This is a genomic window from Paraburkholderia sp. J8-2, from assembly GCF_905220195.1.
In the GTDB taxonomy this organism is placed as follows: domain Bacteria; phylum Pseudomonadota; class Gammaproteobacteria; order Burkholderiales; family Burkholderiaceae; genus Paraburkholderia.
The window spans coordinates 129,979-153,666 of the sequence record NZ_CAJMZA010000006.1; the positions used below are offsets into that span (position 1 = coordinate 129,979).

Below are 23,688 nucleotides of genomic sequence, written 5' to 3' on the forward strand. Positions count from 1 at the left end.
AGTGCTGGCGTCCGGCGTGTCTGTCGAACTCGGTTCGTCGTTTCGACTTTCTTTCAGGCTCTGCTGCTCCAACGCGAGGAACACGCGAACCGCGGCGCGGTGCCGCGCCTTTTCCGATTCCGTCTTGAGGAGGCCCTCATCCGCGTCCGGGATGTCGACGCTCACCCGTACCCCAAGACCCTCCAGGATCTGGAAGAGCTTGCCCCACTGGATCGACGCAGCGCCAGCTTCCGCCTTTCCGAGAAACGACTCACTCACACCCACACTGCCCGCGGCATCGTCCTGCCGCAGCTGCTGGGCCTTGCGCGCCGCCCGGATGATGCCGCCGATGTCGGACGCGCGATCGATGGTGTAGTGCATGTCTAAAAGTGCCTCGTGTTGTGCTGGGTGTCGGCCAGTGGCGGTCGGGGTCTCGGTGCGATGTAAAAACCTTGCGAACGAAGAGATTGTGCCTGATTTCCTGATTTCAAGGTGCCAAACATTGCAATCGCATGGTTTTGCGCCTTCCAAGGCCATCGCAACTGAAAAACAGTGTAATCGCACGGTTTTTCCATTGTACGGCCACGAGAATTGCAAAAAACATGCGATCGCAAGGTTTTTATTCCTTCGCCCACGCATGCGCGAGCAGCGCGCGGCGCGCGCCGCGCAGATGCGCGAGCAAGAGCGTGGCCGCGCAGATGAAGTGGGCCTCGCGCGCCCGCGCGCCCGCGCGCGCCGCGCCCAATCTGCGCGTGGATTCGCGCACCACCGCGCGCGGTATGCGCGCGAGCACCGGCACGCGCCGAGGACGCATAGTAGGAAGCGCCGGCGGGCGCGCGGCGCGCGCGGCCTGCTCGCGCTAGGGGCGTGCGCGCGGCACTAGGGAAGTGCCACGCTGCGCGTGCGCGAGCGCGAGCGCGCGGCCTGCGCGAGTGCGCGCCACGCCACAAACGTCGCGCAGTCGCGCAGCGGCGCAATATCGCGGGCGCTGGCGGCGGAGCGCTCGCGCCGCTCAATTCCCGCGACGCTTGCCCAGCACAGAGCACGTCGCGCGGCGTGAACCCGATCAGTGACGAGATTGCCAATTAGGTCTATCATGTCGTCAATATCGTCATTAATTTGGAGTGCGCCATGCCCATGGGAAATATGCGCTCGGGTGCTCCGGGAGGCGACCAGCGCCGCGTGCAGTTTAGTGTCGACCTGCCGGTGGGCGCGAACCTCGCTCTGACCGGAGCCGTTCAGGCAAGTCTTGAAAAGGCGATCCGCCTCGTTCTGTCGGATCCGAAAACCGGCCAGGATCTGCTTACGCGAGCGGACGACATCGCGCGCCTCGTGACAAGCATCGCCGAGCCGGACGAGTCGTTGCTGATTGAGCGGCGACGACGCCAGGACGCCATGCGCACCGTGTTCGACGACGGCCAGTGGCTTACCGCCGAGGACATCAACGCGCTTCAGAAAACCCCGCCGGCGAGCAAGTCTCAGCCTGCGAGTGACTGGAAGCGGCGCGATCGCGTCTACAGCGTGAGCGTCAATGGGCGGGAGTATTTCGCCGCCTACCAGTTCGACACGTTCAGTCAGCCTTTGCCGATTATCCGTGAGATCCTGGAGGCGCTCGGACCGCTCGCAGATACCTGGAAGATCGCCGCGTGGTTCCATTTCCCCAACGGCTGGATCAGCGACGACGAAGGTCGACCGGTGGCACCTAAGGACGCGCTCGACAGGCGCGAGGACGTCATTGGTGCGGCGAGGCGCTACCACGGGAGCTACGTGGCGTGAGCTTCGTGATCCCCGACCCAGGCCCAGCCGAGTCTTTTGTCGTGGAAACGGTCACGCGCGCCGATGTTCCGGAGTGGTTCCACGTCTACTCCACGTCTCCGCACGCCAACACGGCGCTCACTTTCTCTGAAGGATGGGGCGACACGCGGTTCGCCCCGATCACGTTGCCTGGCGGCGAGCCCGCGCATACGTGGTACGCGGCGAGCAGGTTCGACTGCGCGATCATGGAGTCGGTTTTCCACGACCTGCCGCTCGCGCCGGCGGGCGCTTTCGATGTCGACAAGCTGGAGTATTTTCGGATCGCCCGCGTACGGTTCCGAGGTGACTTGTCATGCGTGAGCTTTCACAGTGCGTTCCTGCCGCAGCTGGGACTCACCCGCACGCAACTCGTCGACAGCCTTCCCACCTTCTACGGACAGACGCGCAAGTGGGCGCAGGCAGCAATCGAACAGAGATCGGACGCGCAGGCGATCGCGTATGGATCGCGCAGGCACGACGTGGGACGTTGCGTGATGCTCATCCGCCAGCGTCTTGCGGACCCCGCGAATCCATTCGAATTGCTAGATGATCAGTTGCTGGCGGCACAGCCGTGCCGCAGCAAGGTGCTCACGCTTGCCGCGAGCTTGGGGATTGCGACGGTCTGAAGTAGCGCCCGTCGCGATGCCTTGTTCGGGGCGCACGTTGCCCTTATGCCTTACAGCAAATACCCGCCCGCAAAGGTTCCGAAGAAAACACCGACACCGAGACATATGACGCCCTTGACGACGTCCGCTGCGATCTCGCTCTTTTCGTCCGAGATCCAGCCTTTCCATACAAACAACGTTAGGACTGCCATGATGCAGGTGAAAAACACTGACACCATAACAACCCAGACCGACTGAGGGAGGCCGAGCGGTGGGTGAAATGTAGTGGCCTGCCAGTTGCTGGGCGAGGCGCGAAGGATGAGTGGATCCCGAGGCAGTGTGGAAACCTCCTGCGATCAAGGTGTGAACGAAGTCGTCGCCCTGGCGCCAGCCCGGCGCGCAGCAGGGTGTCGTAGGCGAATCCGCGCTCCGTTCCGTAGCCGTCGCCGCAGTCGAACACTCTTACGACGTGCGGGTGAGCGTCTATCCAGCGCCGCAGCGTCGCGGGTGCGCTTTTCACGTTTCGAACGGGGTGAGCGGGGTCGGGTGGGGCGCTTTGTTGGGGCGGCGCGCGGCAGCGGGCCGACAAATATCGACGTCGTCGCCGGCAGACCTTCATTTTTTCGCGCCGCGACCGTTGAGCAGAACGCGGTCCACACGCGGTCATTTTGGCCACTACCCAATTCGTCGCGCGATACTCTGCATGACCGCGCGCGACAGCGATTGCGGAAGCGCCTCCGCTGACGTACTGAGACTTATTCATGTCCACCGTGAAGACACATTATCTGGACCTGCCTGTTGTACTGGAGCCATCTCACCAACTCGAGATTGCACATCAGCGGTTCGATGTATGCGCGCTGCCCGCTCATCAGCAGCTCGGCGCATGGTGCGATCGAATGATCGGTGTCGCCGACCTACTAACAACGCGCGATAGACGTGGACAGCCGTTTCGCGGCCGGATCGACCGCTATGCCGTGGGCGAATTCCTTTTCGCGGACTGCTTCACTGATCGCATCACGCAGGACCGCACGATCGCGAGAATTTCCAGGGACGACGCGCGCAGCATCGTGTTCCACATATTCTTCGACCGCGCGCCCGACAACGAGCTTATCTACGCCGGCAAAAAGCGCACTGACCCGGCGCTCGAAGGCGGCATCTTCGCCATCGACCTCGACCAGCCAATGCAGTTCAGGCGAGCCGCCTGCCGGCACGTGACGATTTTCCTTCCAGGCTCGTTGCTGTGCGACGTGTTTCCGGACCCATCGGCGCTACATGGGCGCATGCTCTCGCCCCTCCTGCCGGTCGTGCGCTTTCTCACGGACAGCGTCATGTCACTCGCTGCGCGGATCCACCACATGGCTGCAGGTGATGCGCACCGCGTACTGCGGGAACTGGTGCTACTGATCGCGGATGCGTTCGCTGACCAGGCTGGGTTGAAAGGCAGCAAGCCGTCGCTTGGACGTGCGATCGCATTCGATCAGGCGCGGCGCTACGTACGCGAGAACCTGCATGATGACAGCCTCTCGCCCGACAGCGTCGTGGAATCGCTTGGTCTTTCCAGACCAACGGTGTATCGACTTTTTCAGCATGACGGCGGCCTCGCCGCGTACATCAGACACGTCCGCTTGCGCGCTGCCGCCCGCGAACTGGTCGCGTGGCCGGCAGTGCCAGTCAAGGACGTCGCGTATGCCCACGGCTTTACGAGCGCGTCCGACTTCACCCGTGCCTTTAGACGCGCCTATGGTATGGCACCTCAGGACGTGCGGTTGCATAATCAGGCCGGGTATCTTTTGCCTACGGGGGCGTAATGGTTACAAATGACCGCTGTCCCGTGCGAGGAAGGTCCCAGTGCCGACCGGACTCGTCGGGACGGCCGCATTTGCAGCACGGCGGCGCTATTCCCTGACGGTGATCGTCAGCTTCCACAAAAATTCGTCGGAGCACCGCTGGACAAAGAGGCCGCTTCCCTGCTCAATAACTTCGGGACTAGCGCGCTCAATAGCAACATCGAAGCCGTCGAAGTTAAGGTCGTATCGGATGTGCTTTTCGACCTTCTTGAGGGTGGAGTTGTCCCAGACCGACCAGTCAGGACTGTAAGTGCACAGTCCCATGTAGACGGTCTTCTCGTCGCCGAAACCGATGTCGCCCGTGAGCGCATCGGACAGGTCGAAGAAGGGATCTACCGTGCTGCGAACGATGTGCGGCCAGGTCGTGTAGAACTGCAGGCGGGAGAGCGGTGGCCACGAGTACTTGTTGGGCTCAGGGCCGTCCGTGAGCAGCTTGTGCGGGAATGCGTTGTGCCGGATCCTGTGCTTCAGGCGGCCTGTCGTTCCCGCAACCTTCATGCTCGTGCCATTGCTCGACGAGACGGAGATCCACTGGCTGCCAGACGCCTCGACGTCAACGAGTTCTCGCACCTCCTCATCGTTGAGCAGGCAAATGGTTTCTTCGCCGCAAACCAGTGCAAACCAGACGATATAGTCCGCGGACCAGCTGACATCCGTCAGATCATCGGGGCGGACCGTAAAACGCCATGTTCCGCGATCAGCAGTCGCGTATTTGATGAGCAGACGCTTGTCGCCGTTGATCTGGTAGTAGCCTTCCTTTCCGGCAACCGAATGCACGTGGGAAAGAACCGGATGCGCCGCAATCTGCGCCAACGCTGCGCCGTAGTAAAAATCCCCGACCTTGATTTTCATGTTTTCACTTCGTTTTAGGTCGCCGGCACTCAGCCCGATGTTCTGGCCCGGCGTGACTTCACACACGATTGGTCACGATGCCCCGCATGGGGCGCGTGCCCGGATTGGACGCTTCCCGAGGATCGCTCCTAGCCTTGGGCCGGATTGAAGTTGTAGTCCTGACACACGACGACGACCGCTCGACCATATGCAATCAGAAGGCTCCTCGAGGCGAGGCTGTGGGTGAGCTGATCCTGGAATGCTTCCTTGATTCGCTCGCGGCCCGTCGCTTTGTAGAAGTCTTTCCACTGATAGGTCAAGGCCTGTGCGCCTTGCTTGCGCATCTGGTCTGAGATTTCCTGTGCGATGGTTGCAGGGGACTTTGGCATTTCGCTTCTCCTTGTTGGACGCCGAAGTATAAGAGGCGCGTATCCCGCATGCAACAACATTTTACGTCAGCATAAGAATCTCTAAGGGTTATCTAAGATGCTCCTAAGGCGTGAAATCCTTGCGGGACGGGGTGTCCGTGGGATCGTAAGCGGGGGTATCGGATTTACTGAAGGATGATGAACCCCCCCTCTCCGCATCAGATCCTGCAACGTCCGGCGCGGCTTTTGTCACCGACAGTGCGCGAGCGAGCACACGTCGCCCAACCGTGCGTGGGACAATCCGGCCGGCCGAGGGGGCCATGCTCGTTCGGCAAAAGAACCGTGTGAAGCGCCGCGCGCGGCGGCGCACTGGAGACGCTCGGTGGAGAACCTCACGTTCTGGCGATGCGTGCGGGGCGCGTGGGCCGACGGCTTGAATTACATGCGACTGCGCCCGCTGCTCGTGCTGGCCTTCTTTCTGCCGTCGTGGGTCGCGCCCTACGTCGAAGCAATCCTGCGCCCGCATCCACATCCTCCATTCCGGTTTCTCGTCTGGGTGCCGCTAGCGGTATTCGAGGTCGTGAGGTTCGGCTTCGTCGCCGCGCTCGCGGTGGACGTCCTGCGCTTCCTCCTGCTTCCGGAGCGACCGGCTGTTCCAGAGCCCCTTTTCGGACGCAGCTTCTGGCGTTATCTGGGCGTGACGTGGGCGCTGCTGTTTGCTTTGGTTGTGCTCGCAGCCATTGCCGTCGTGTTCGCGCTCGGCGTGGTGTTCGTCCTGATGCTGTCTCACGTTCACGCGCCGTTGTCAGTGCCGCTGCTGGTTGGCGGAGCCGCTATCGTCTCTCAGTTCCTCGGCATTTTCCTTGTCACGCGCCTAAGCCTGCTTTCCACGCACGTCGCGATCGGGGGAAGCGTGCGAATCGCCGAAGCTTGGCGCGATTCTCGGGGGCGTTTCTGGAGACTGTGGCTCACGCAGGCGGTCGCGACGTTGCCACTGCTTCTGCTCGCGAGGATCGCGATGCACACGCCCCTCGCGATGGCGCGCCCGGGAGGGATCTCCGCGCTGTTCGAGGCGCTCGCCGATGTCGCGGGCGCCTGCATTGGTGGGGCGTGCGCAGCCTGGCTCTATAGGATCTACGCCCAACGGCTGAGGGGCCTGCAGCCGAGCGCGGCGGGGTGACGCGCTGAGAGAGCGGCAGTTGAGGAATGAAGCACCACCTGGCGGGGTACGGCAGCCAACATTGCGGGTCCCGGGAGAAAGCGTACAGTCCTGTTGTCGGCTAGCTTCACGCCGGTCGTTGCGACCACATTCATCGGGTAAGGAGGGAATTGTGAACTGTCTCATCCAGACGATCGTCATCATTGCCACCGTCACGCTCGCGTACCGGGCGATCACGCCGGCGCGCGCACGGCGTTTCAACGAAGCGGTGCACCCGTTCTTCGTGCGCCTGCGCGAATACTTCGAGGGCGAACGTTCGCGTGAACACGGCGCCGTTGACGTCGCGGCCGCGCCCGCCCAGCAGTAGGGCGTACCTCGCCATGGGGCGCGCGCCCGAGCGCCCCCTTCGCTCCCCCGACAGCGTGCCCATCAGGCGGGCGACGCCTACTCCTGCGACCGCCAGCCTCCATCCGCTTCTCAATGGGCTGCCGCCGTCGACGTCGTGGACGACGCGCTTCGCACTCTGGGATGAGACTACGCGGACCGGCCGTCCGGGCGTCCGCCCCCGCATTCTCTCGCACGATGCTCCGTCAAACCGGCGCAAGCGGGATTTGCCTGCAATCGGCAGCGGCCCCCTAAAACTTCCCTTCCAAGTGCCGTACGGGTACCGAGACCATTTCGAGGCCCGTAAGGTATGGGAAACCGACCGCCGTTCACGAAGGCGCTACCGCCGAGGCTGCACCAGGCCGAGTGCGTTAGCGCGGTGTGTACGGAACTCGAGATCGCAGATCAAACCACGGCCGTAATGGCGTGCGGCACCGGAAAGACGCTCGTAGGCTCGGAAGTCGACGCCAGAATGCACGCGCGCTTTACGATCGTGTTCGCGCCCACGCTCGCGTTGATCGCGCAGACGATACGCACGTGGCAAGCTCAGTATCCAATGCGCATGGCCAACGCGCTTTGCGTTTGCTCGGACGCATCAGTTGTCCCGAGCAAGGATGGCGACGACCGGAACTCCGGGATCGACCTCGATGGACTGAATATCCCGGTGACCACAGATCCGGACGTCGCCCGCCCGTACTTCTTCAACGGCCGGCGGCGTCTCGTAGTCTTTTCCACCTACCAGTCCTCGTCTGTCATCGCAGACGTAATGCCAAAGGGCTTCGAATTCGACCTCGGCATCTTCGACGAAGCGCATCGTACAACTGGACTTGCGGAGCGGGAATTCACCCTGGCGCTCGACGATGCCCACATCCCGGTGCGTAAGCGCCTGTTCATGACTGCCACGCCACGGTTCGTGCAACGAACCACCTCGTCTGGCCCCGCTGTGATATCGATGGATGACGAGGCGATCTACGGGCGTACCGCTTATCGGCTTGGCCTGCGCGAGGCAATCAAGCGAGGACTGATTTGCGACTATCGCGTTGTGATCGCCTGCGTTGATCCGCGCGCCGGCGTGCATTCCCACTGGCTTGAGTCAACTGGCCCGGTCTTTCTAGATTTCTCCGGCAGCACAGACACGCCCGAAGTAGCGGCGCTCGTCGCATTTCAAAAGGCCATGGCCGAGGTCGGTGCGACAAAGGCCATCACGTTTCACCGGAACGTTCTTGCATCTCGCAAGTTCGCTGCGCTGAGCAACGCCGTCAAGGCCGAACACAAGGGGGCACCGATCAAGGCCGTCCACGTGAATGGATCGATGACGGTGGGTGAGCGCGACGCGGCGATAGCGGAATTTCGCGACGCGACTGACGCCATTGCGACCAACGTGCGCTGCCTCGCAGAAGGTGTGGATATGCCCGAAATCGAGGTGGTCGGACTGATGTCTGCCAGGCGTGCTCCGATCGAACTTGCCCAGATCTGTGGGAGGACGTTGCGCCTGAACCCGATGACCGGTAAGTCGCTCGGATATATTTTTGTTCCCATCTATCTGAACGCGGCTGCTCCCGACGACATCGAAGCGGCCGTCGCGGGCGCGGATTTCGCTGACGTGCTCGACCTGCTATACGCGATGGCGTCGATCGACGAAGATTTCGCGCCTCTCCTGAGTCCGAGTGGGCGGGATGTGACGTCTGAGGGGAGGGCTCTTAGGGAACTCACCGAAAAGATTGATATCTTCGCGCCGAGTGACATCGTCGCACGACTGAGGATCGCGATCTCGGCGCGGGTAGCGAAGGGGTTCGGAGTCGGACTGTCCCGCGAGTCGGATTGGGAGTCGAACTTTAGAGAGGCGCAGATCCACCAGGCTACGAATGGCCATCTGGAGGTGCCACGGGACTACGTCACGTCAACGGACTTCGGGCTGGGGGAGTGGCTGCACTTGCAGGCCAGGAGGATTGCTACCGGAACTCTAAGCAAGGAGCGTAGCAAGCGGCTCATCGAGCTCGGGCTCCCCTCGGTGGTCTTGTCTGCGAAGTGGGAAGGAAAGTTTGACGCCTGGCGACGGTGGACAATATCGGGCTCCCCGAGGCCGACTCCAACGGGCATCTTGAACTGGATCAATAACGTTCGAACCGCGAAGCGCGACGATGGACTATCGGCCGAGCGGGAACGCAAACTCAAGGAGGCCGGATTTGACTTCCGGGACCGGGTAAGCCTGGTGGACAACTTTATCGCCGACTATCGAGAATTTCGGGAGAACTGCGACCGACTCGGCCTCTCGAAAGCGCGATTTCCGTTGGCACATCCGGATCGCGGACGCTTCCAAACCGCCAGCAAGGCAATATTTAACCGGTGGAACGAGCACACGCCTGATCAGATCAATGCGCTGGTCAGCTTGGGCCTCACGCCGCCCATAAAGGCCGCAGACAAGTGGCGTCTCCGCTTTGATGCGTATAAGGACGCAGTCGCCAATAACGTGAATGTGAACAAGTTCGTATTCCCCAAGGGCCATCCGGCTTACATTTTTACGAGTCGGTGCAGGAACGAGCGGAACACGGGAGCGCTCAGCGCCGATCGAATTGCGCTTCTCGACTCCATCGGATTCCCGTGGACGGCGGAGCCCAGGTGGATGCGCCGGTTTCAGTGGTTCAGGGACGCCGTCGCCAGTAACGGGAAGAAGAACAAATTCGCCTTCCCCAAGGACCACCCGGCCAGCAATTTCGCTAACGCATGCAGGTACGATAAAAAGAGCGGAACTCTTAGTGCCGAGCGCATCGCGCTTCTCGACTCCATCGGATTCCCCTGGGAGATCGCAAAGGATTGGATGTTCCGATTTGAGGCGTTCAAGGAGGCGGTAGCCAGCAACGAAAAAAGGAACAAGTTCGCGTTCCCCAAGGACCATCCGGCTGCCACTTTTGCGAACAACTCCAGGTACGCGCGTAAGACCGGTACTCTTAGCGCCGATCGCATCGCCCTTCTCGACTCTATCGGATTCCCGTGGGAGGTGAATAAGCGCTATGACACTCGCGAGATGATTGATCGCTTTCTCAAGCACCTCAGAACATCCGGTACCGGATGGGTTGGGATCGACTGCCCGGACGGCGATCTCGTCAATTGGTCAGCAGAGATCCGCCGACTTTATAAAAAAGGCAAATTGAAGAAGGAGCTTCATAACTTGCTCGATTCGGCCGGGTTCATGTTCGTCAAACCCAAGGGGGCGTAGCCAGGGCGTCCAGAAGGCCGATCAATGCTGGTGTACATCTGTTGGGTTCCTTTTCGTTTTGTATCCGTCAGTGATCACCAACCCGCCCGGCAGATTCGCACGAACCATATATTTGAGGACCAACATGCTTGCGTGGTTTATCTCGGTGTGCTTTGTCATTTTGTGCCTAGCCTGCTTCTATCTGTGCAAGCGCCTGCAATGGATGAGCCGAGCACTCGCCGACAGGGACCGTGGGATCTTCGTCGAAATCGACCGACTCCAGACCAGTTACGAGGCCGGTCTAAGATTGATCGACAGGCTTAACCCGTTGGCCGTTGAGATGCTCATGCGACTGTCCGACGAGGCCGAGCGGGCGGTGGGGCATACGCGCGAGACCAAATGGCTGGAGAACCTCCCGATCGACGTCCGGGACGCGACGGGAGGGTGGCTGACACTGAGGGACGCAGACGAAATCAGGAAGGCAGGATATGAGCTTCCTGATGCCAGATTTTTCGACCTCGCGGATGTAATGCGTCTGGCCTTCGACATCGATCGCATCGCGCGCAATGTCGAACCTCCTCTCCAGGATGCTCTTCGGCGCTGCCAGATTGCGCATGGTCAAACCATCCGATGGGTTGGCGACGTTTTCGCCCTGGCCCAGCGACTTCAGCATGGGGATGCTGCAGAGGCGCGCAAGGTGCTCAAGGCCGCCATTGATATCTGGGAAGCAAGCAATCTGCCTGCCGCAGTCTGTATCCTGGAACACGACCGCGAGATAATGATGGCGCGCGGATAGGGCTGGCAGGGGTGGGTAGGGACTGACAAGCGAACAGGGCGCCTCTCAACTCGGAAGTGGCAGCGCATGTGAGCCAGGTTCGACGAATCGAATCGCGATGAACCGCAGAAGGCCGATCAGGCGCGCCGCACAAACCGATTGCGTCGATGGTTTCCCAGCGCCAGGTTTTCAGGCAGCCCGCACGCGCGCACCTACATCGCTCTTCGAGACAGGTCCATAGGTCCGCCCAAAAGGCCGGGGTTAGTCCATTGCGACGGGCGCCAAGTTCATCCTCTATCGCGCTTTCCTTGGCTACTACGCCAACGAGAGTAGCTCCGCTCATCTGTTGGGGTGAGTTGCCTTGGGGCGCGGACGTACATGTCCTGATCCGTTCGCAATAGTGCCCTGCCTTTCGAAAAGTTTTCGCTCCCCCCTAAAACTTCGCGACGAACATCCGTACTGGTTCGGAAGAGCCTTTCTTGAAGGTCGCTCACGCATCTTCCACGGGAAATGTGGTCGAGTGACAGGGGAGCGCATTCGGCTGTGAGCCACTCGCAAAGAAGAGAAGGGCTCCGCGCGACAGGAATCGAAGTTAAGCAGTCAGGATACCTAATGGACAGTTAGCGGGCCACGAGGAAATTCTCATCTAGAGGCGAGAACACGGAACTTCTTGTCTCGTAGAGAGATGGCATGACAAGCGTGCACAGGAACCTCGAGAAGCGCAGCGCCCTGCTCGGTGGTGTCCGTCGCCAGCCTTGAAACCGGAGGGCTTCGTTCTTGGGCCCTGAAATTCAACTGATGTTTTATTCAACGAACGGGGCCTTTATGACCTTCCTTTCCGTGATCGACTGGAGTGCGATTCTCAAGATTGTTGTGCTCGACATCATGCTCGGTGTCGATAACGCTGTCGTGATCGCGCTGGCGTGTGCGGCATTGCCGGCTGCGCTGCGGCTTCGTGCCTTGCTGCTTGGGACGCTCGGCGCCGTTGTGCTCAGAGGCGTGCTCCTCGCAGCGGCGGACTACCTGATGGACATTCCGTATCTCAAGATCGCCGCGGGCGTCTACCTGCTCTATATCGGCTACAAGCTGCTGGCTGCGAGCGAGGACGACGATCCGAACGTGAAGCAATACGACAAGGTGCTGGCGGCCGTCTGGACGATCGTCGTAGCGGATCTGATGATGAGCCTCGACAACGTGCTCGCTGTTGCGTCCGCCGCGCACAGTTCGACCGCGCACAGCACGTTGTACGCGGTCGCGGGCGTCTGCGTGAGCATCCCGGTGATCGTCTTCGGCGCTGGGGTCCTGACGTCGCTCATGGACCGCTTCCCGGTGATCGTGTGGTTCGGGGGAGGCCTCCTGGGGTGGGTCGGCGCGGAAATGCTCCTCTCCGATGCTTTTCTCTCGCGCTACGCCGACTACGCCACGCTCCCGATCGCTGGCTACGCCGTCCCGCTGGCTAACCTCGGAGGCTTCGTACTCGTCGTGGGCGCCGCGTACTTCATGCGTCGCCGTGCTGGGCAGAAGCAACCTCAACAGGCCGACGCCGCAGCTTAAGGAGCCTCCATGCAACCGACCAGCTTCGGCGTGACGTCTTTACAGTCTCTTGCGCCGGCCGCCACGCTTTCACCCGGTCCGATCGACGCGGTCCAGGGCCTCACGTTGCCCGCGAACTTTCCGGTTCAGCTCCACCCCGAACAAATCGCGAAGATCCAGAAACGTGTTGCAGCGTTTGACTTCGCGGGTACCGGGCAGCAGCAGATCGCCGTGCTCGGCGCCGAGCCAACGCTCGCACTGAACCGCGTTCTCGATGACTACCTTGGCCGCATCAACCGGGCAGAGAACCCCCAGATATTCAAGCTGATTCCCGCGCTCGATGAGGCCGTCGCGAAAGAGCGGCTGGGCGAACTCGCGGACAACATCCTGAACGCGAAGCCGGGCTTCCTCGACCGGATTCGAGGAAGGCTGCCGGGAGCGATGAACAAGCGAAGCTTTGTTCGTGCAATGGACCGCGTCTACGACGAGCTCAGTCGGCTCGCGAAGATGAAATCACAGGCGCTGTCCACTGTCGTGAACGACATGGAGGGCACGCTCGCGCTAGAGCTGAAGAAGCTCGGGACGGAGCAGCTCGAGCTCGAAGCCCTGAAGAACGAGTACCGCGGCATTTTCGTAGCGTTCGCGGAGGAAACGGTCTTTCTGCAGAACGTCCTGAAAAAGGCGAAGGCCGAGGCGCCGGCGCTGCTGGCCGCCGCTGGTCCGGATCTCGCTCTGCAGCAGGAGATTCAGGACAAGCTGCAGTCGCTCGAGTCTGTCTCGGTCGCGCGGGAAACGATGATGACGCGCATGCCCTCCGAGCAGATCGTGATCCGGCAGGTCCAGAACGCCGCCATTTCGACCGTGCAGGAAGTGGTCACGACGATGGGAGATCGGTTTGCGAGCATCCGAATGACGCTGATCACGATCCACGGGACGCAGATGATCCAGAACGTCCAGCGTCTCGCCCAGACGGGCGCTTCCCTCGACAACAACCTGCAGGAAGTGCGTGCCCACCTTATGCAGGGCGTCGTCAGCACGGCGGCGACGGCACCGGGTAACAACCGGGTGGAGCAGGCCAACAACCTCAAGCGCATTGTCTCCGACACGCAGGGGCTACAAACGATCGTCGACAACGCCCGGGTCACCAACCAGGCGAAATTCGAAGAAGCCCGTAACACCCTCGCCGGTGTGCGCCAGGACCTTCTGGTGCTCGGCATGAAAGTCAACCCCGCGGCACCGCTCGTGCCGCAAACCTACTGAGGAAATCCATGAGCTCGCTCGTTCTGAACCTGACCAAACCCGGCGACGAAGCACCGAAGCTTGCGCTCAATCTCAGCAAGGGTGCCTTGTTCAAGGTCCGCCTGTCCTGGGACGGGAAGACCGATCTCGACCTGCACGCGTTCGTGGCGACGAACACTGGAGCGGGTGCGAAGGTGTCCACTCTCGATGACATTCTGTCGACCTACAACGTGGTGCGCGTCACGCCTGGTGGCGACCACGTGGGCACGCTCCCGCTCGCGGCCGACAAGACGTTCTCGATTCGAGGCGGCGCGCTCGTGCACAGTCCGGACGCCCGCGACGGCAGTGCGGACGGCGACGACGAGTACGTCGTCATCAAGCCGGACCAGCTCACGCCACCGACCAACGGGCAACTCGAAATTCCGCTGATCGCGATGATTCACCCCCAGTCGTCGGGCAAGACCTTCAGCTCGGTCGAAAACCCTCGCGTGATCGTCGAGGACGGCGACGGCAATCCGCTGCTCAACGCATCACTTTCGACCGAATTCGGGCAGTCCGTTGGCGTTCACATGGGATCGATCGTGATCGACAGCCGCGGCGCGTCATCATTCGCGGGCACTGCTGCGGGCTTCAACGTCGACTTCAACGGCGTGCTCGAGCACTTCTCCTGATTCGCCGGGGGCACTTCGGCAATGGTCATTCCGGTGACAACGATCGGCGGCGGCAACGACGGCGGCAAGTCCTGTGGCGACAGCCAGGAGAAGCCGACGCCGTCGTTGATGCCCACCATGATGAAACCGACGTCGATGCCGCTCGCGCAGCCTGCCGCGCCCGCCGGCGTGCCGGTGCCGCGCAGCGAGGGGATTACGCCCACGCGGATCGGGGCTGGGGCTCCGGTCCCGGTGGTGGATAGGCAAGCTCCTTCCGTGCTGCACGCGCCTGCGATGCCTCTCACGGTGTCAAGTATCGGTGGGGTGCCGGTCGCGAAGGCAGTGCCGCTCGAGGCACTGGCGCAACGTTTCCCGGATGTCAAACCCGACATGCTGGCGCGCGTTCGCGCCGTCTTGCTCGGCCATGGAGGCGCGCGCGGCGGCTCGGGCCGCACGGACTGGCTGACCTTCGCGGTGGCTCAGCAATCGAGCGTCAACGCAACGCTGAAGGACCAGGTCGCGCTGCTCGAGTCCTCAGCCCGCCGTGACGCCGTGGCGCATCTGGCGCGCCTGCACGAGATTCTCAGCGAGGTCCTGGGTTCGATGGAAGGAGGCTTTTTCCGGAAGTCGGCTCACGCGGTATGGCAGCAACACTCACCCGAGATCGGTCGTCTCGAGACCTTGCTGGACCGTACGGGAAGTGACGTGCGGCGGATGCTCGACGGCATTGCCGGGCTTTGCCTTCGCTACGTTGCCGCGGTGGAGGAACTGGAGTCGCACTACCTCGCGGGCCAGTATCTCCTCGACAGCATGACGGGAGACGACACGGCTCATCTCCTTCAGTCACGGCTGATCGCGCTGACGGCGTCGCAGACGCTGGCACAGGATAACCGCCTGATTCTCCAGCAGCAGGAAGCGGGGCTACGCGAACTCGTCGTACTGATTCAGGACGGCGTGCTCGTGAAGCTACCGTCGGTGGTGACGCAAATCGCTGCGCTGCCCGACAAGCCGACTGACACGGATCGCTACCTCGCACGCGAGGCCCTCAGCAATCTCACCCAACTCTTCGAAAGGAGCCGTACATGGCACTGACTCTCAATCTGGAAAAGGCTACCACCTCCCTCCGACTCAATCTCGAAAAGGCGGGCATTCACACGCCGCCCGAGCTCGAGGTCGGCATCGGGCTCGATGTGTCCCAGTCGTTCGAGGACGAGCACGTCGACGGCATCACGAACACCCTCATCACGCGCCTGATCCCGTGGGCACTCGCCTTCGATCCGGACAAGAAGATCGACTGCTTCACGTTCTCGGACGGCCCGCACCATGTGCACGATGTCGGTCCGATCACGGTTGAAAACCTCGAAGGCTTCGTGAAGAAGCAGGTGATCGGGCGCGTCGACGGGTGGAATGGTGGCACCGACTATTCGCACGTGGTCGAGCGGTACCTCGCGCACTTCGGCTGGGCTCAGGTCGTCGAGAAGGCCAGCTTCATCGGCAAGCTCTTCGGCCACAAGGATCGCGTGATCTCGAGCGGCGAGAAGCGCAAGAGCCTCGTGATCGTCATCACGGACGGCGACAATGACGACAAAGACCGCACGATCGAAGTGCTCCGTGCGTCCGAGCAGCGCAAGGATGAGGTCTACTTCATTTTCCTCGGTGTCTCGAATCAGGGAACGAAATTCCCCTTCATCGAAAAGCTGGGCAACATGTTCGGCAATGTCGGTTTCTACGGCGTGTCCAACCTGCGCGAATTCGTCAAGTTGACCGATGACGAATTCAACGAAGCGCTGATTACTGATGAACTGATCGACTGGCTGAAGTCGTAATTGGCTGGGGGCGTCGCCGAACTGGGGTGGCGGCCCCCCACCGGGGCCGCCCCGATGACGGTCGGCCGACGGCGCACCGCCCCCAGAGGCAAGAAGCCTGCTGCTTTGTGGTATTCTGCGCTCAGCCGTTAAATCGGCATTGCGTCTCTATCGAACGGCCCTCGTTTTACGGGCTCATCTCCGCGAGCCGACATCGTTCGGCTGAAGCGTCAAGGCTTCACCCGAGCTTCGCTCCTCCTTTTGATCAACGCCGCACCGGCGGCACGATAAAGGAGAATCCATGAACGCACGCAACGATTCAGAATCCACGATGAAGTCCGCAGGAAACATGACGGTCCTGAAGAAGGGGACGGCGCTTTTTCACGGCACGGATTGTGACGACTTCGACGAGACCACGGAGAGCCTGAACGGCCCCGCGTGGCTTTCAAGCTCGCGCGGTGTCGCACAGTACTTCGCGACGCGCCCCGGCGGATGGGGTGGCACGAAGCGTGTCATTGAATATGCCCTGGCAGAAGACCTCGAGCTGCACCTCGTCTCGTCCCAGCGCGCGATGGCGCAGCTGGCGGACGAGCACGATATCGCGGTGACCGGTGTCGAGGAAATGCGCGAGTCCGTCGAGGCGTCCGGGATCCCGGGTTGGGTAATTCCCGGCAACTACGCCGATGGCGATGACATCCTCATCGTGCGTACCGACCTGCTGGACTACGTCGGCACGACGCCAGCGTCGGCCGGTGCGCAGGGAACCGCCAGCAAGGAAGACGCATGACAACGCTGCCCAGTCACAAGCTCGAGCAGCGTGTGAGACGCCAGCTCGATGCGCGGGTAGGGGAGGAATCCCGCCTCGCTAATGAGCTTCAGCGCGAAAAGCCCGGCATCACGCGGACCGAGGCGCTCAAGGCGGCGCGGCAGATGCTCTCGAAAATCACCATCCAGGTGTAATGGCCGCGGCTTGCTCTCTCTCAGGAGGAGCAAGCCGATGCGCCGACATCCTTCAATGCGGCCCCTGCACTGCTCCCGACGAGGCGCGGCGCGTACGCTTTCCCTCCACGTCTCCACGCGCGCCTGCGCGCGGTAGGCCGGCCGAACCCCTCACTATTGTTTCTCGATCGAATCGACCGACAAGCGCCGTATCTCCTTTCATCAAGCCTCGCCGAGGCATAAAGGAGAGAACCATGAACCCGCAATCCCCCTCTGTCTCGTCCCTGCCTGTGCACGTCGCCACGCCAGTGCGGTCGGCAGACCCGAAAGCCTTGCGCATAGTTGGAAATCGCTTTGGAATCCCGGTACGGGCTGTCGAAGATCTGGTCACGCTGCGTGTGGAGGACCTGAAACACCGCGATCGTTTCTTCGCGCCATCGAATGCTCGCGAGATCGTCGCATTCCCGCGCTTCGCGCCCGGCGCGGCGAAGATCCCCTCGTATGCGTGCGACCCGTCGCAGGCCTATGTCGACTATCTGCGTGAGTTCGATTCAGCAACGCTTGTGATGTCCGAAGCGGAAAGCGGCATCAAGCAACACGTCACGTATCAGCGCTATCTGAAGTGGACGCAGGAGGGGCACGAGCCGCCTTACATCCATGTGAACGAGGGCAATGACGGAAACCTGATCTCAACCAATCGTCGACGGCTGCTGGCGGCACAGGCGGCCGGTGTATGCATCAAAGGCTGGTTCAGTCCGATGAATCGTGAATCGGGCAATCCTCTCAAGTACGGCGATGTGCTACGGGCGTATGACGAAGCGCTGGGCACGGTCGCCGAGTATGAGGAGGCTCTTGCAACTGTCTGCTAGTCGAACAGCAGGAGTCCCCGCGCGCCCGTACGGGCGCGGGGACTCGATTGCATGTATTTTGCCGTGCCGGGGCACGGCTAAGTGCTTGCTTGAGGCATCCACCGGGAAGGCAGGGTGTTCCGCGCTACGCGGACGCGCGGTGCTATCCCGGATGGGCGAGGGCGGTGCACCTAACCCGGCGCGGCCGAGCCGAAGAGGGCGTGAAGTGCGCGCGCACAAAATTTATCGCGCGATCCGCTCAACACCCGTAGGTATGCGGCACTTTCTTGCGGCCGCATGGGTTATTTCAGTTCTCGTCCTGCTCGATACCGCTGATGCGGTCGTCAGCCTTCGACGGTCCGCGGCGGTGCATCGGTACCGAACTCTGCCTTGTACTCCCGAAGCAGATTGTTTCGGTAGAGACTGTCCCTCACTACCTCTTCGGTGAGGGGCTGAAATCCGTGAACAAAAAGGCGCTTCCAGCCAACATCGTCTGCGTCCACCTGGCAGCGCTCGCAGAGCTCGAATTGAACGGAGAAGTAGCGGCCGCTCCGGGTTTTCGCGATGACGATCCACGCCTTGTTCTGCTTGCCCATCAGGCTCGTCGAGTCGACATCTTGCTCGTAGACCCCAACGACTCGTGCGTCTCGTCCGCTCCAGTGCGTATCGGGTGTCAGGCTCCTGGGGGAAGGTTCGGTGTACGACCAGTTTGAGAGCGCAGACGTGACTGCGGCGGTCGAATGCTCAACCACTGCAGCGTTGGCTTCACGTCTGGCTTTCGCCGGCTCGATAAAGGCTACTTTTACGAAGCAGTAGATCACCACAACCACGGCCAGCAGAAACGTGCCGCTGCGCGCGCGGTGCGCACCTGATGACAACTCTTTGGCTTTCGCTTTCGGCTTTTCGACGGTATTCACTTTTTTTTCCCTTTCCATCATCACGAGAATGAGGCCCCGGCATGTGCCGACGCGCCTGATGGTAGCCGGGCAAAGCTGCCGTACCGTGGACGAATGCGGGAGAAGGAACGCCGCTTTTGCGCCTCTCTACCGCAAAACCGCGCGTTTGGCGTTGTTGTGGTACTTGCACTCCGGTAGGATCCGCATCATGACAACCGAGCGATAGGGCGTGGATTGATGCCCGGGCGCGGCATCTCGAGGCGCTCACACCTGCACAGCGCGACCGGGTGTCGAGAAGGGGGAGTCAAAGTCGCTGTGATACGCGATTCCGCGAGCGACGCCACGCTGTAGCAGGGTGGCCCACCGATAAGTGCGGGAAATTGGAGCGTTGCGATATGGACACCTGGGAGGTCACGGTCCTCGCCTTTGCGATCGTTGTGGCGCTGGCGCTTCTCGTTGAGTTGTACGCGTCGTGGAGCGCGAGCGGCAGCACACCGTCGGGACGGCACTTTCGCGCCGAGATTAGTCGAAGCGTCAGGTGCGACGCAGGAGGAGGGGAGCGCGTTTCGTGGTCGTTCAGTGAGTGGCACGCCGATACGCTCATCGGCAGGACCTTTGGGCGCTTCTGTATCGCGCGGGCCCGAAAGCGGTTCGACAGACTGTCCCGGGGAAAACCGGTCACGCCCAGGCGCTAACCTGCGAGCATTGGATTGGGTGCGGATCTCGCGTACGGTCCGCAACTGCTCCGGGAGAGCGCCGGCGTGTCAAAGCAACAAGCTGAATACGGAGGCAGGACAATGCAGGGGAAAGAGCAGTTCTATCAGGAGCACGTGTTCGACCTCGTCGTCGAGAAGCAAAGCCGAATGAAGCATGAGGTGGTTTCGCTGCTGCCGATGGCTGCCATCGCGACGATCGGCCTGTTGCTGGGTGTTTTGTACCGCGCATGGGTGATCGGTGTGCCGGCGATCCTCCTCGGCCTTGTGGGGGCAGGATGGTGCCTGCGAGGCTTGCGCGATGCCAACCTGATCGACACGCGTCACCGTCCCTGAAGGGGACGGGGGACATCTTGGCAGCGCTGATCTCAGCGCCGTGTTTCGGAGGGGAGTCTCTGGTGAATGGCGCCGGGCGACGTCCGCGGAGCAGCGCGAGGCCCGCGCAAAAACAACATTGTGCGTTCCCGGCTCTGGGGCGAAGACCGGAGCGAACGACCAGAGCCCGGGGAAAGGAACAAGGGTAAAAGGGGGAATCGGGGATTCGATGCAGAACGATATGAAATTTTCGGACGAGCAGATCAGCGCCATGTACGCCTACATCGAGGCACGCACGCGCCGCTATGCGTATGCGAAGCATTCGATCGTTGCGCTCGCTATGTGTGTCGCTGCGGTATTCATCACGCGATCGCTTGTCATATCACCTGGCGATCTGGCGGTGCCACGCTGGGTTCCAGCTGCTTGTGCCTGTGCAGGTGTCTTCCTTGTCGTCGTGGGCGCGGGAATCTTCACCCAGGCCGTCTCGTTCGCCCGCCGCAACCTGCGGAATGCCGGCTTGACCGAAGAACTGATCTCCGGGTTCGACAACTATCCCGTGCGCGAGCTCGCCCGGAAGTTCAAGCGATCCGCGATCATTTCGGAGAAGGCTGGCGGGGGCGACGCCGCAAGGTAAGGCACCTGCACGCAGCCACGTCGATTGATGGAGCGGACGCATGGCAACGTTGCGAGTTCAGCCGGGAGCATAGCGCGCGCCCCCCGCGCCGGACGTAGTGTGCTGCGATCGGCTGCGTGGTGCGAAAGGCGCTGTGCCGACTGGCGGCCGGTGGCGGGCTCGGGAAGGAGACGTAGCCATCGCGATTGAGGGCGGCCCATGGACATCGCCGGTCAGGCCGGCTCAGCTGCTTCGGATTCCACGTGCTTCACGACCCGAGCGATTTCCTCAAGGATGCTCGCCTCAGTCGCATCGCGGTTCGCCGCAGATATGAACGCCGCGGTCAGCGTCACGAGCTTTGCGGTCGCGTCGCGCAACAGGGCGTCAGGCGAACCTTCGTACTTGCGCCCCTGCAGCATCTCCGCGAGCGCGATACCGAGCTCCTGAACGACCTCATACTGGAAGACGCCGCGATACGCGAACGTGTCGCTCAGCGCCATCTCGAGATCAGTGACGTTGATCACGAGTGGGGCGAGCAACGACAGGGCGTCAATGAACTCGCCGTCGAACGCCGCTTCGAGGCGCGGAACGAGGCCGGCCACGAGATCGTCCTTGAGAACCTGCTTGAGGCCATCCATCAGGCTCATGCTGTTGATGACCAGGCGCGCCTCGCGCAAGGGCTGGCCTTTCCGGTTGTTTGCCATCTCGAGTCTCCAGTTCAGGGAAAACGCGGGCGATCCGGCGTCGATCGCACAAGTGAAGTCCGGCGAGGACGCAGGTGCGGCTTGGGGCGCCTGATTTGGCGACGCGCACTTGCCGCGAACGCTCCCGAAGTCGTAACTGGTGAAATCGGCAAGCGACCGCTGGTTGTGAAATCAGGCACTTGAACAATCGTGGGCTGCCAGTCGCTGACGCAATGCCTGCAGCGAATCGTACCGGGCCCATGGACAGGGCGTCGGTAGAATGCCGGGTTAGATGGGGCGCCTTTGTCCCGGAACTCAAGCGCACCGTCGTTGTGTACGCCGTGAAGGCTTGAGGCGCTCGGGTTACGCGACTGCGTGACTCGGGGTGCGTGTGCCGCCAGCCAGCAGCAGCACGTGTGGGCGCAGCGCGCGACAGCGCCCTGGCATGCAATGGTTCAGGAGGAATACACGGGGGCCTCCTCAGGCATCTCGGCGACTCTCGCGAGCGCCATATCAACATCTTCGCGCGTCACCTTGCCCGTAGCCAGCAGCATCGCGATGACCTTCGCATCCACGCTCGCGGCTTCGTTGAAGGCGTCCCGGCGGGCCTGGGCCACTCGCGTGGTCTCGTCTGCCTTCGCTGACGGGGATGCAGCGTCGAATGCGCTCAGGCGTCGACGGACCTCAGCCTTGAGCTTCACGATAGCCTCTCCCACGGACAAGCCGACGTGGAGGTCAGTATCCTTATGCATCTCGCACATCGAGGGGTGCCAGAACTCGCACGTTGTCAGGCGCCCAACGTCACGTCCATCAAGCACGTGGCCAAGCATCGCCGAGCGGAGCTGGAAGCCCATTTCGAAGGCGTCCCATAGCGTAGGTGCGTGCGCGGCATTGTTCTGGTCGTCTTGCTGGTCTGTCATGCTAGGTCTTCCCCACACGATTGTCTGAAATTGCGTTGAGCATAAAAATATGCCCGATTCACACCATTCGTCTCAAAAGAAGCCGCCTCTGAAGCACGCCAATTCCCGCGCGCTGCTCGAGCGCGGCGCCAATCGGCGGGCAGGGGGCGAGCAAGGCACACGAAACGAGGTGCAAGATCCGCAGTACAACGCTCCCGCGTGGACGACGCTTGCAAGCCTCGCCATCGCCGTTCTGGGTGTGATGCTGCTGCTGATCTGCCGAGCCCACGGCCTTTCGTGGTGGATCTGCGCACCGGCCGGAGTCACGTTGGCTGCCGTCGCGCTGCTCGGGGAGTACTACGCTTCATGCCGCGTGCAGCCGCGGCAGGCGCGCACCAGGAAGAGCGCGACGAAGAGCGTAACGAAGACCGCGCGCCGCCGGGCTCCGCGCCCCGCCCAGAGCGAATAGCGACCACTGCAACATCCCCATCAATGCGCAAATCCGAAGAGGGGTTTGCGAGCCTCGCAGTGCGGGCACGCACGCGCGGGCGCATTGGCATCGAGCTCGACCCGCTGCGTGTCTTCGATTCGAAGCGCGACCACCCGATCGACGGGCAAACCCGCCTCCGCTGCCTTGCGGCCGTACCACTCCCAGAACCCAGGGTGGCCAGCAGCTTGCGAGATCCCGTGGCGATTAACGAACTCGCGACAGAGCGGCGCCCCATGGAATGTCGTATGCGCAGGGCGTTTGTACGTTCTGCTCGACGGTTCCTCACGGCGGTAGAACGACTGAATGCTGTAGTGCGGCGCTCGTGTGCGGGCGTCGGGGTTGGTGTTCTCCCATTCGAGGAAGGCCTCCGTGTCGAGCGCGCGGCTTGCCGCCATGCGCAGATGTCGTACGGGCAAAGGACCCATATCCTGCTCGACCTGCTCGCGCGTGAGCATCGTTACGATGCGCAAGCCTGAGAGATCGCGCATGTTCCTGGCAACTACTGCGACGACGAAATCACCCAGCTGGGGATCGTAGATGAGATGGTAGCTGCGCTCACCGCCTTCGGCCTGCATGGTCCAGGGCAGGACGATTGCCCCGCCGTTTTCGATCATGACGCAGACGCGGTCCGGGTCGAGGAACGAGCGCCTGAAGGTTCGTCCCACCGCGTGGGCGCTGACTTCGACGGGGCGGTGGCTCAGGCGTCGGCGGGAGGGGCCCGCACCGGCGTTGTGTTGCGCCTCGGGATGCTGTTTGACGATTTCCATGGACTTCTCCGCTGTTGGTAACGGTAGATGCGAGATGGCTCTATCCTCGCCCGCGGAAATGGGAATGCAAGTTGGGGTCGCGGCGGCGTGTTTGTGTCACCGAGCTCGAGAGAACCGTCGCGCGGCGTGCAGTGATGTGCACGCGTCACTAGAGTGAAAAGGGACGTGCGGAACTGGATGTGCGCGCGGTCCACTACACGATACTCGCTCAAGAAATCATCGGATATGTCGTTATCACGGTGATACTTCGCGCGTGAAGGTCACTGGTTGTCGGGTGGTATCGCGATGATACTCATCGTCGGGCAAGGACCGAGGGGAGCCGCGACAGTACGCCGTCGGAGCCCGCATCAAATTCGCCCC

Annotated in this window: 26 protein-coding genes and 1 pseudogene; 18 read left to right on the forward strand and 9 right to left on the reverse strand. The window is 61.8% G+C overall.

Annotated features, from left to right (window positions below; genetic code table 11):
- Positions 1-93 precede the first annotated feature (93 nt).
- The 3 genes and pseudogenes from U5A52_RS15870 to U5A52_RS15880 form a co-directional block, all read right to left on the reverse strand.
- A pseudogene (locus tag U5A52_RS15870) lies at positions 94-360 on the reverse strand (helix-turn-helix domain-containing protein); the annotation flags it as partial.
- A 238-nt stretch (positions 361-598) separates the two neighbouring features.
- Positions 599-793, reverse strand: coding sequence for a hypothetical protein (locus U5A52_RS15875; protein ID WP_321935289.1), 195 nt, complete (start codon positions 791-793; stop codon positions 599-601).
- Positions 794-858: 65 nt separating this feature from the next.
- The gene (locus tag U5A52_RS15880; protein ID WP_321935290.1) at positions 859-1,077 is read right to left on the reverse strand and encodes a hypothetical protein; all 219 of its coding nucleotides are present in this window, start codon (positions 1,075-1,077) and stop codon (positions 859-861) included.
- 33 nt (positions 1,078-1,110) lie between these two features.
- Here U5A52_RS15880 and U5A52_RS15885 point away from each other — a divergent pair, with 33 nt between their 5' ends.
- From U5A52_RS15885 to U5A52_RS15895, 3 genes are all read left to right on the forward strand, one after another.
- The gene (locus U5A52_RS15885; protein WP_321935291.1) at positions 1,111-1,755 is read left to right on the forward strand and encodes a hypothetical protein; all 645 of its coding nucleotides are present in this window, start codon (positions 1,111-1,113) and stop codon (positions 1,753-1,755) included.
- The gene (locus U5A52_RS15890; RefSeq protein WP_321935292.1) at positions 1,752-2,399 is read left to right on the forward strand and encodes an RES family NAD+ phosphorylase; all 648 of its coding nucleotides are present in this window, start codon (positions 1,752-1,754) and stop codon (positions 2,397-2,399) included. The genes U5A52_RS15885 and U5A52_RS15890 overlap by 4 nt, the downstream gene beginning before the upstream one ends.
- A gap of 740 nt (positions 2,400-3,139) precedes the next feature.
- Positions 3,140-4,186 carry an AraC family transcriptional regulator gene (locus tag U5A52_RS15895; RefSeq protein ID WP_321935293.1) on the forward strand — a complete coding sequence of 349 codons (1,047 nt, stop codon included), beginning with the start codon at positions 3,140-3,142 and terminating at the stop codon, positions 4,184-4,186.
- A gap of 87 nt (positions 4,187-4,273) precedes the next feature.
- Here U5A52_RS15895 and U5A52_RS15900 read toward each other — a convergent pair whose 3' ends face one another.
- Both U5A52_RS15900 and U5A52_RS15905 read right to left on the reverse strand, forming a co-directional pair.
- Positions 4,274-5,077, reverse strand: a complete 804-nt coding sequence (locus U5A52_RS15900) for a hypothetical protein (RefSeq protein ID WP_321935294.1) — start codon at positions 5,075-5,077, stop codon at positions 4,274-4,276.
- Positions 5,078-5,205: 128 nt separating this feature from the next.
- Entirely contained in the window at positions 5,206-5,445 is a 240-nt protein-coding gene (locus U5A52_RS15905; RefSeq protein ID WP_321935295.1) for a hypothetical protein, read from the reverse strand.
- A gap of 361 nt (positions 5,446-5,806) precedes the next feature.
- On the opposite strand from U5A52_RS15905, the gene U5A52_RS15910 reads away from it, so the two are divergent.
- The 12 genes from U5A52_RS15910 to U5A52_RS15965 all read left to right on the forward strand — a co-directional run bounded on the left by U5A52_RS15910 (position 5,807) and on the right by U5A52_RS15965 (position 17,973).
- Complete coding sequence (locus U5A52_RS15910) at positions 5,807-6,604, forward strand: hypothetical protein (RefSeq protein WP_321935296.1); 798 nt, start codon at positions 5,807-5,809, stop codon at positions 6,602-6,604.
- A 151-nt stretch (positions 6,605-6,755) separates the two neighbouring features.
- On the forward strand, positions 6,756-6,950 hold the full coding sequence (locus U5A52_RS15915; RefSeq protein WP_321935297.1) for a hypothetical protein: 195 nt from the start codon (positions 6,756-6,758) through the stop codon (positions 6,948-6,950).
- Between the two features lie 327 nt (positions 6,951-7,277).
- Positions 7,278-10,184: a DEAD/DEAH box helicase gene (locus tag U5A52_RS15920; RefSeq protein ID WP_321935298.1), complete on the forward strand. Its 2,907-nt coding sequence runs from the start codon at positions 7,278-7,280 to the stop codon at positions 10,182-10,184.
- Between the two features lie 124 nt (positions 10,185-10,308).
- On the forward strand, positions 10,309-10,959 hold the full coding sequence (locus U5A52_RS15925; RefSeq protein ID WP_321935299.1) for a hypothetical protein: 651 nt from the start codon (positions 10,309-10,311) through the stop codon (positions 10,957-10,959).
- Positions 10,960-11,763: 804 nt separating this feature from the next.
- The gene (locus U5A52_RS15930; RefSeq protein ID WP_321935300.1) at positions 11,764-12,492 is read left to right on the forward strand and encodes a YjbE family putative metal transport protein; all 729 of its coding nucleotides are present in this window, start codon (positions 11,764-11,766) and stop codon (positions 12,490-12,492) included.
- 9 nt (positions 12,493-12,501) lie between these two features.
- A complete protein-coding gene (locus U5A52_RS15935) occupies positions 12,502-13,731 on the forward strand; it encodes a hypothetical protein (RefSeq protein ID WP_321935301.1) in 1,230 nt (409 codons plus the stop codon).
- Between the two features lie 8 nt (positions 13,732-13,739).
- Positions 13,740-14,381, forward strand: coding sequence for a TerD family protein (locus tag U5A52_RS15940; protein WP_321935302.1), 642 nt, complete (start codon positions 13,740-13,742; stop codon positions 14,379-14,381).
- 21 nt (positions 14,382-14,402) lie between these two features.
- The gene (locus U5A52_RS15945) at positions 14,403-15,452 is read left to right on the forward strand and encodes a hypothetical protein (RefSeq protein ID WP_321935303.1); all 1,050 of its coding nucleotides are present in this window, start codon (positions 14,403-14,405) and stop codon (positions 15,450-15,452) included.
- Complete coding sequence (locus U5A52_RS15950; protein ID WP_321935304.1) at positions 15,443-16,186, forward strand: VWA domain-containing protein; 744 nt, start codon at positions 15,443-15,445, stop codon at positions 16,184-16,186. The genes U5A52_RS15945 and U5A52_RS15950 overlap by 10 nt, the downstream gene beginning before the upstream one ends.
- 280 nt (positions 16,187-16,466) lie before the next feature.
- A complete protein-coding gene (locus tag U5A52_RS15955) occupies positions 16,467-16,952 on the forward strand; it encodes a hypothetical protein (RefSeq protein ID WP_321935305.1) in 486 nt (161 codons plus the stop codon).
- Positions 16,949-17,125 carry a hypothetical protein gene (locus U5A52_RS15960; protein WP_321935306.1) on the forward strand — a complete coding sequence of 59 codons (177 nt, stop codon included), beginning with the start codon at positions 16,949-16,951 and terminating at the stop codon, positions 17,123-17,125. The genes U5A52_RS15955 and U5A52_RS15960 overlap by 4 nt, the downstream gene beginning before the upstream one ends.
- 233 nt (positions 17,126-17,358) lie before the next feature.
- Positions 17,359-17,973, forward strand: coding sequence for a hypothetical protein (locus tag U5A52_RS15965; protein ID WP_321935307.1), 615 nt, complete (start codon positions 17,359-17,361; stop codon positions 17,971-17,973).
- A 323-nt stretch (positions 17,974-18,296) separates the two neighbouring features.
- Here the strand turns inward: U5A52_RS15965 and U5A52_RS15970 are convergent, their stop codons facing one another.
- Positions 18,297-18,869: a hypothetical protein gene (locus U5A52_RS15970; RefSeq protein ID WP_321935308.1), complete on the reverse strand. Its 573-nt coding sequence runs from the start codon at positions 18,867-18,869 to the stop codon at positions 18,297-18,299.
- A 740-nt stretch (positions 18,870-19,609) separates the two neighbouring features.
- Between U5A52_RS15970 and U5A52_RS15975 the strand changes: the two genes are divergently transcribed.
- Together U5A52_RS15975 and U5A52_RS15980 are read left to right on the forward strand one after the other, a co-directional pair.
- On the forward strand, positions 19,610-19,897 hold the full coding sequence (locus tag U5A52_RS15975) for a hypothetical protein (RefSeq protein WP_321935309.1): 288 nt from the start codon (positions 19,610-19,612) through the stop codon (positions 19,895-19,897).
- 208 nt (positions 19,898-20,105) lie between these two features.
- Positions 20,106-20,510 carry a hypothetical protein gene (locus U5A52_RS15980; protein ID WP_321935310.1) on the forward strand — a complete coding sequence of 135 codons (405 nt, stop codon included), beginning with the start codon at positions 20,106-20,108 and terminating at the stop codon, positions 20,508-20,510.
- A 212-nt stretch (positions 20,511-20,722) separates the two neighbouring features.
- On the opposite strand, the gene U5A52_RS15985 is transcribed toward U5A52_RS15980, so the two are convergent.
- Together U5A52_RS15985 and U5A52_RS15990 are read right to left on the reverse strand one after the other, a co-directional pair.
- Positions 20,723-21,193 (reverse strand): hypothetical protein, encoded by a 471-nt coding sequence (locus tag U5A52_RS15985; RefSeq protein ID WP_321935311.1) that lies wholly within the window; start codon positions 21,191-21,193, stop codon positions 20,723-20,725.
- Positions 21,194-21,627: 434 nt separating this feature from the next.
- Positions 21,628-22,092 (reverse strand): hypothetical protein, encoded by a 465-nt coding sequence (locus tag U5A52_RS15990; protein ID WP_321935312.1) that lies wholly within the window; start codon positions 22,090-22,092, stop codon positions 21,628-21,630.
- A gap of 169 nt (positions 22,093-22,261) precedes the next feature.
- Here U5A52_RS15990 and U5A52_RS15995 point away from each other — a divergent pair, with 169 nt between their 5' ends.
- Positions 22,262-22,540, forward strand: a complete 279-nt coding sequence (locus U5A52_RS15995) for a hypothetical protein (protein WP_321935314.1) — start codon at positions 22,262-22,264, stop codon at positions 22,538-22,540.
- Positions 22,541-22,560: 20 nt separating this feature from the next.
- Here the strand turns inward: U5A52_RS15995 and U5A52_RS16000 are convergent, their stop codons facing one another.
- On the reverse strand, positions 22,561-23,328 hold the full coding sequence (locus U5A52_RS16000) for a hypothetical protein (protein WP_321935315.1): 768 nt from the start codon (positions 23,326-23,328) through the stop codon (positions 22,561-22,563).
- Positions 23,329-23,688 lie beyond the last annotated feature (360 nt).

Excerpts from the sequence above, each read along its gene's own strand:
- U5A52_RS15875 (WP_321935289.1), bottom strand. The coding sequence starts at position 793 with ATGCGTCCTCGGCGCGTGCCGGTGCTCGCGCGCATACCGCGCGCGGTG.
- U5A52_RS15880 (WP_321935290.1), bottom strand. The coding sequence starts at position 1,077 with ATGATAGACCTAATTGGCAATCTCGTCACTGATCGGGTTCACGCCGCG.
- U5A52_RS15885 (WP_321935291.1), top strand. The coding sequence starts at position 1,111 with ATGCCCATGGGAAATATGCGCTCGGGTGCTCCGGGAGGCGACCAGCGC.
- U5A52_RS15895 (WP_321935293.1), top strand. The coding sequence starts at position 3,140 with ATGTCCACCGTGAAGACACATTATCTGGACCTGCCTGTTGTACTGGAG.
- U5A52_RS15900 (WP_321935294.1), bottom strand. The coding sequence starts at position 5,077 with ATGAAAATCAAGGTCGGGGATTTTTACTACGGCGCAGCGTTGGCGCAG.
- U5A52_RS15905 (WP_321935295.1), bottom strand. The coding sequence starts at position 5,445 with ATGCCAAAGTCCCCTGCAACCATCGCACAGGAAATCTCAGACCAGATG.
- U5A52_RS15920 (WP_321935298.1), top strand. The coding sequence starts at position 7,278 with ATGGGAAACCGACCGCCGTTCACGAAGGCGCTACCGCCGAGGCTGCAC.
- U5A52_RS15925 (WP_321935299.1), top strand. The coding sequence starts at position 10,309 with ATGCTTGCGTGGTTTATCTCGGTGTGCTTTGTCATTTTGTGCCTAGCC.
- U5A52_RS15930 (WP_321935300.1), top strand. The coding sequence starts at position 11,764 with ATGACCTTCCTTTCCGTGATCGACTGGAGTGCGATTCTCAAGATTGTT.
- U5A52_RS15935 (WP_321935301.1), top strand. The coding sequence starts at position 12,502 with ATGCAACCGACCAGCTTCGGCGTGACGTCTTTACAGTCTCTTGCGCCG.
- U5A52_RS15940 (WP_321935302.1), top strand. The coding sequence starts at position 13,740 with ATGAGCTCGCTCGTTCTGAACCTGACCAAACCCGGCGACGAAGCACCG.
- U5A52_RS15945 (WP_321935303.1), top strand. The coding sequence starts at position 14,403 with ATGGTCATTCCGGTGACAACGATCGGCGGCGGCAACGACGGCGGCAAG.
- U5A52_RS15950 (WP_321935304.1), top strand. The coding sequence starts at position 15,443 with ATGGCACTGACTCTCAATCTGGAAAAGGCTACCACCTCCCTCCGACTC.
- U5A52_RS15955 (WP_321935305.1), top strand. The coding sequence starts at position 16,467 with ATGAACGCACGCAACGATTCAGAATCCACGATGAAGTCCGCAGGAAAC.
- U5A52_RS15960 (WP_321935306.1), top strand. The coding sequence starts at position 16,949 with ATGACAACGCTGCCCAGTCACAAGCTCGAGCAGCGTGTGAGACGCCAG.
- U5A52_RS15965 (WP_321935307.1), top strand. The coding sequence starts at position 17,359 with ATGAACCCGCAATCCCCCTCTGTCTCGTCCCTGCCTGTGCACGTCGCC.
- U5A52_RS15980 (WP_321935310.1), top strand. The coding sequence starts at position 20,106 with ATGCAGAACGATATGAAATTTTCGGACGAGCAGATCAGCGCCATGTAC.
- U5A52_RS15985 (WP_321935311.1), bottom strand. The coding sequence starts at position 21,193 with ATGGCAAACAACCGGAAAGGCCAGCCCTTGCGCGAGGCGCGCCTGGTC.
- U5A52_RS15990 (WP_321935312.1), bottom strand. The coding sequence starts at position 22,092 with ATGACAGACCAGCAAGACGACCAGAACAATGCCGCGCACGCACCTACG.
- U5A52_RS16000 (WP_321935315.1), bottom strand. The coding sequence starts at position 23,328 with ATGGAAATCGTCAAACAGCATCCCGAGGCGCAACACAACGCCGGTGCG.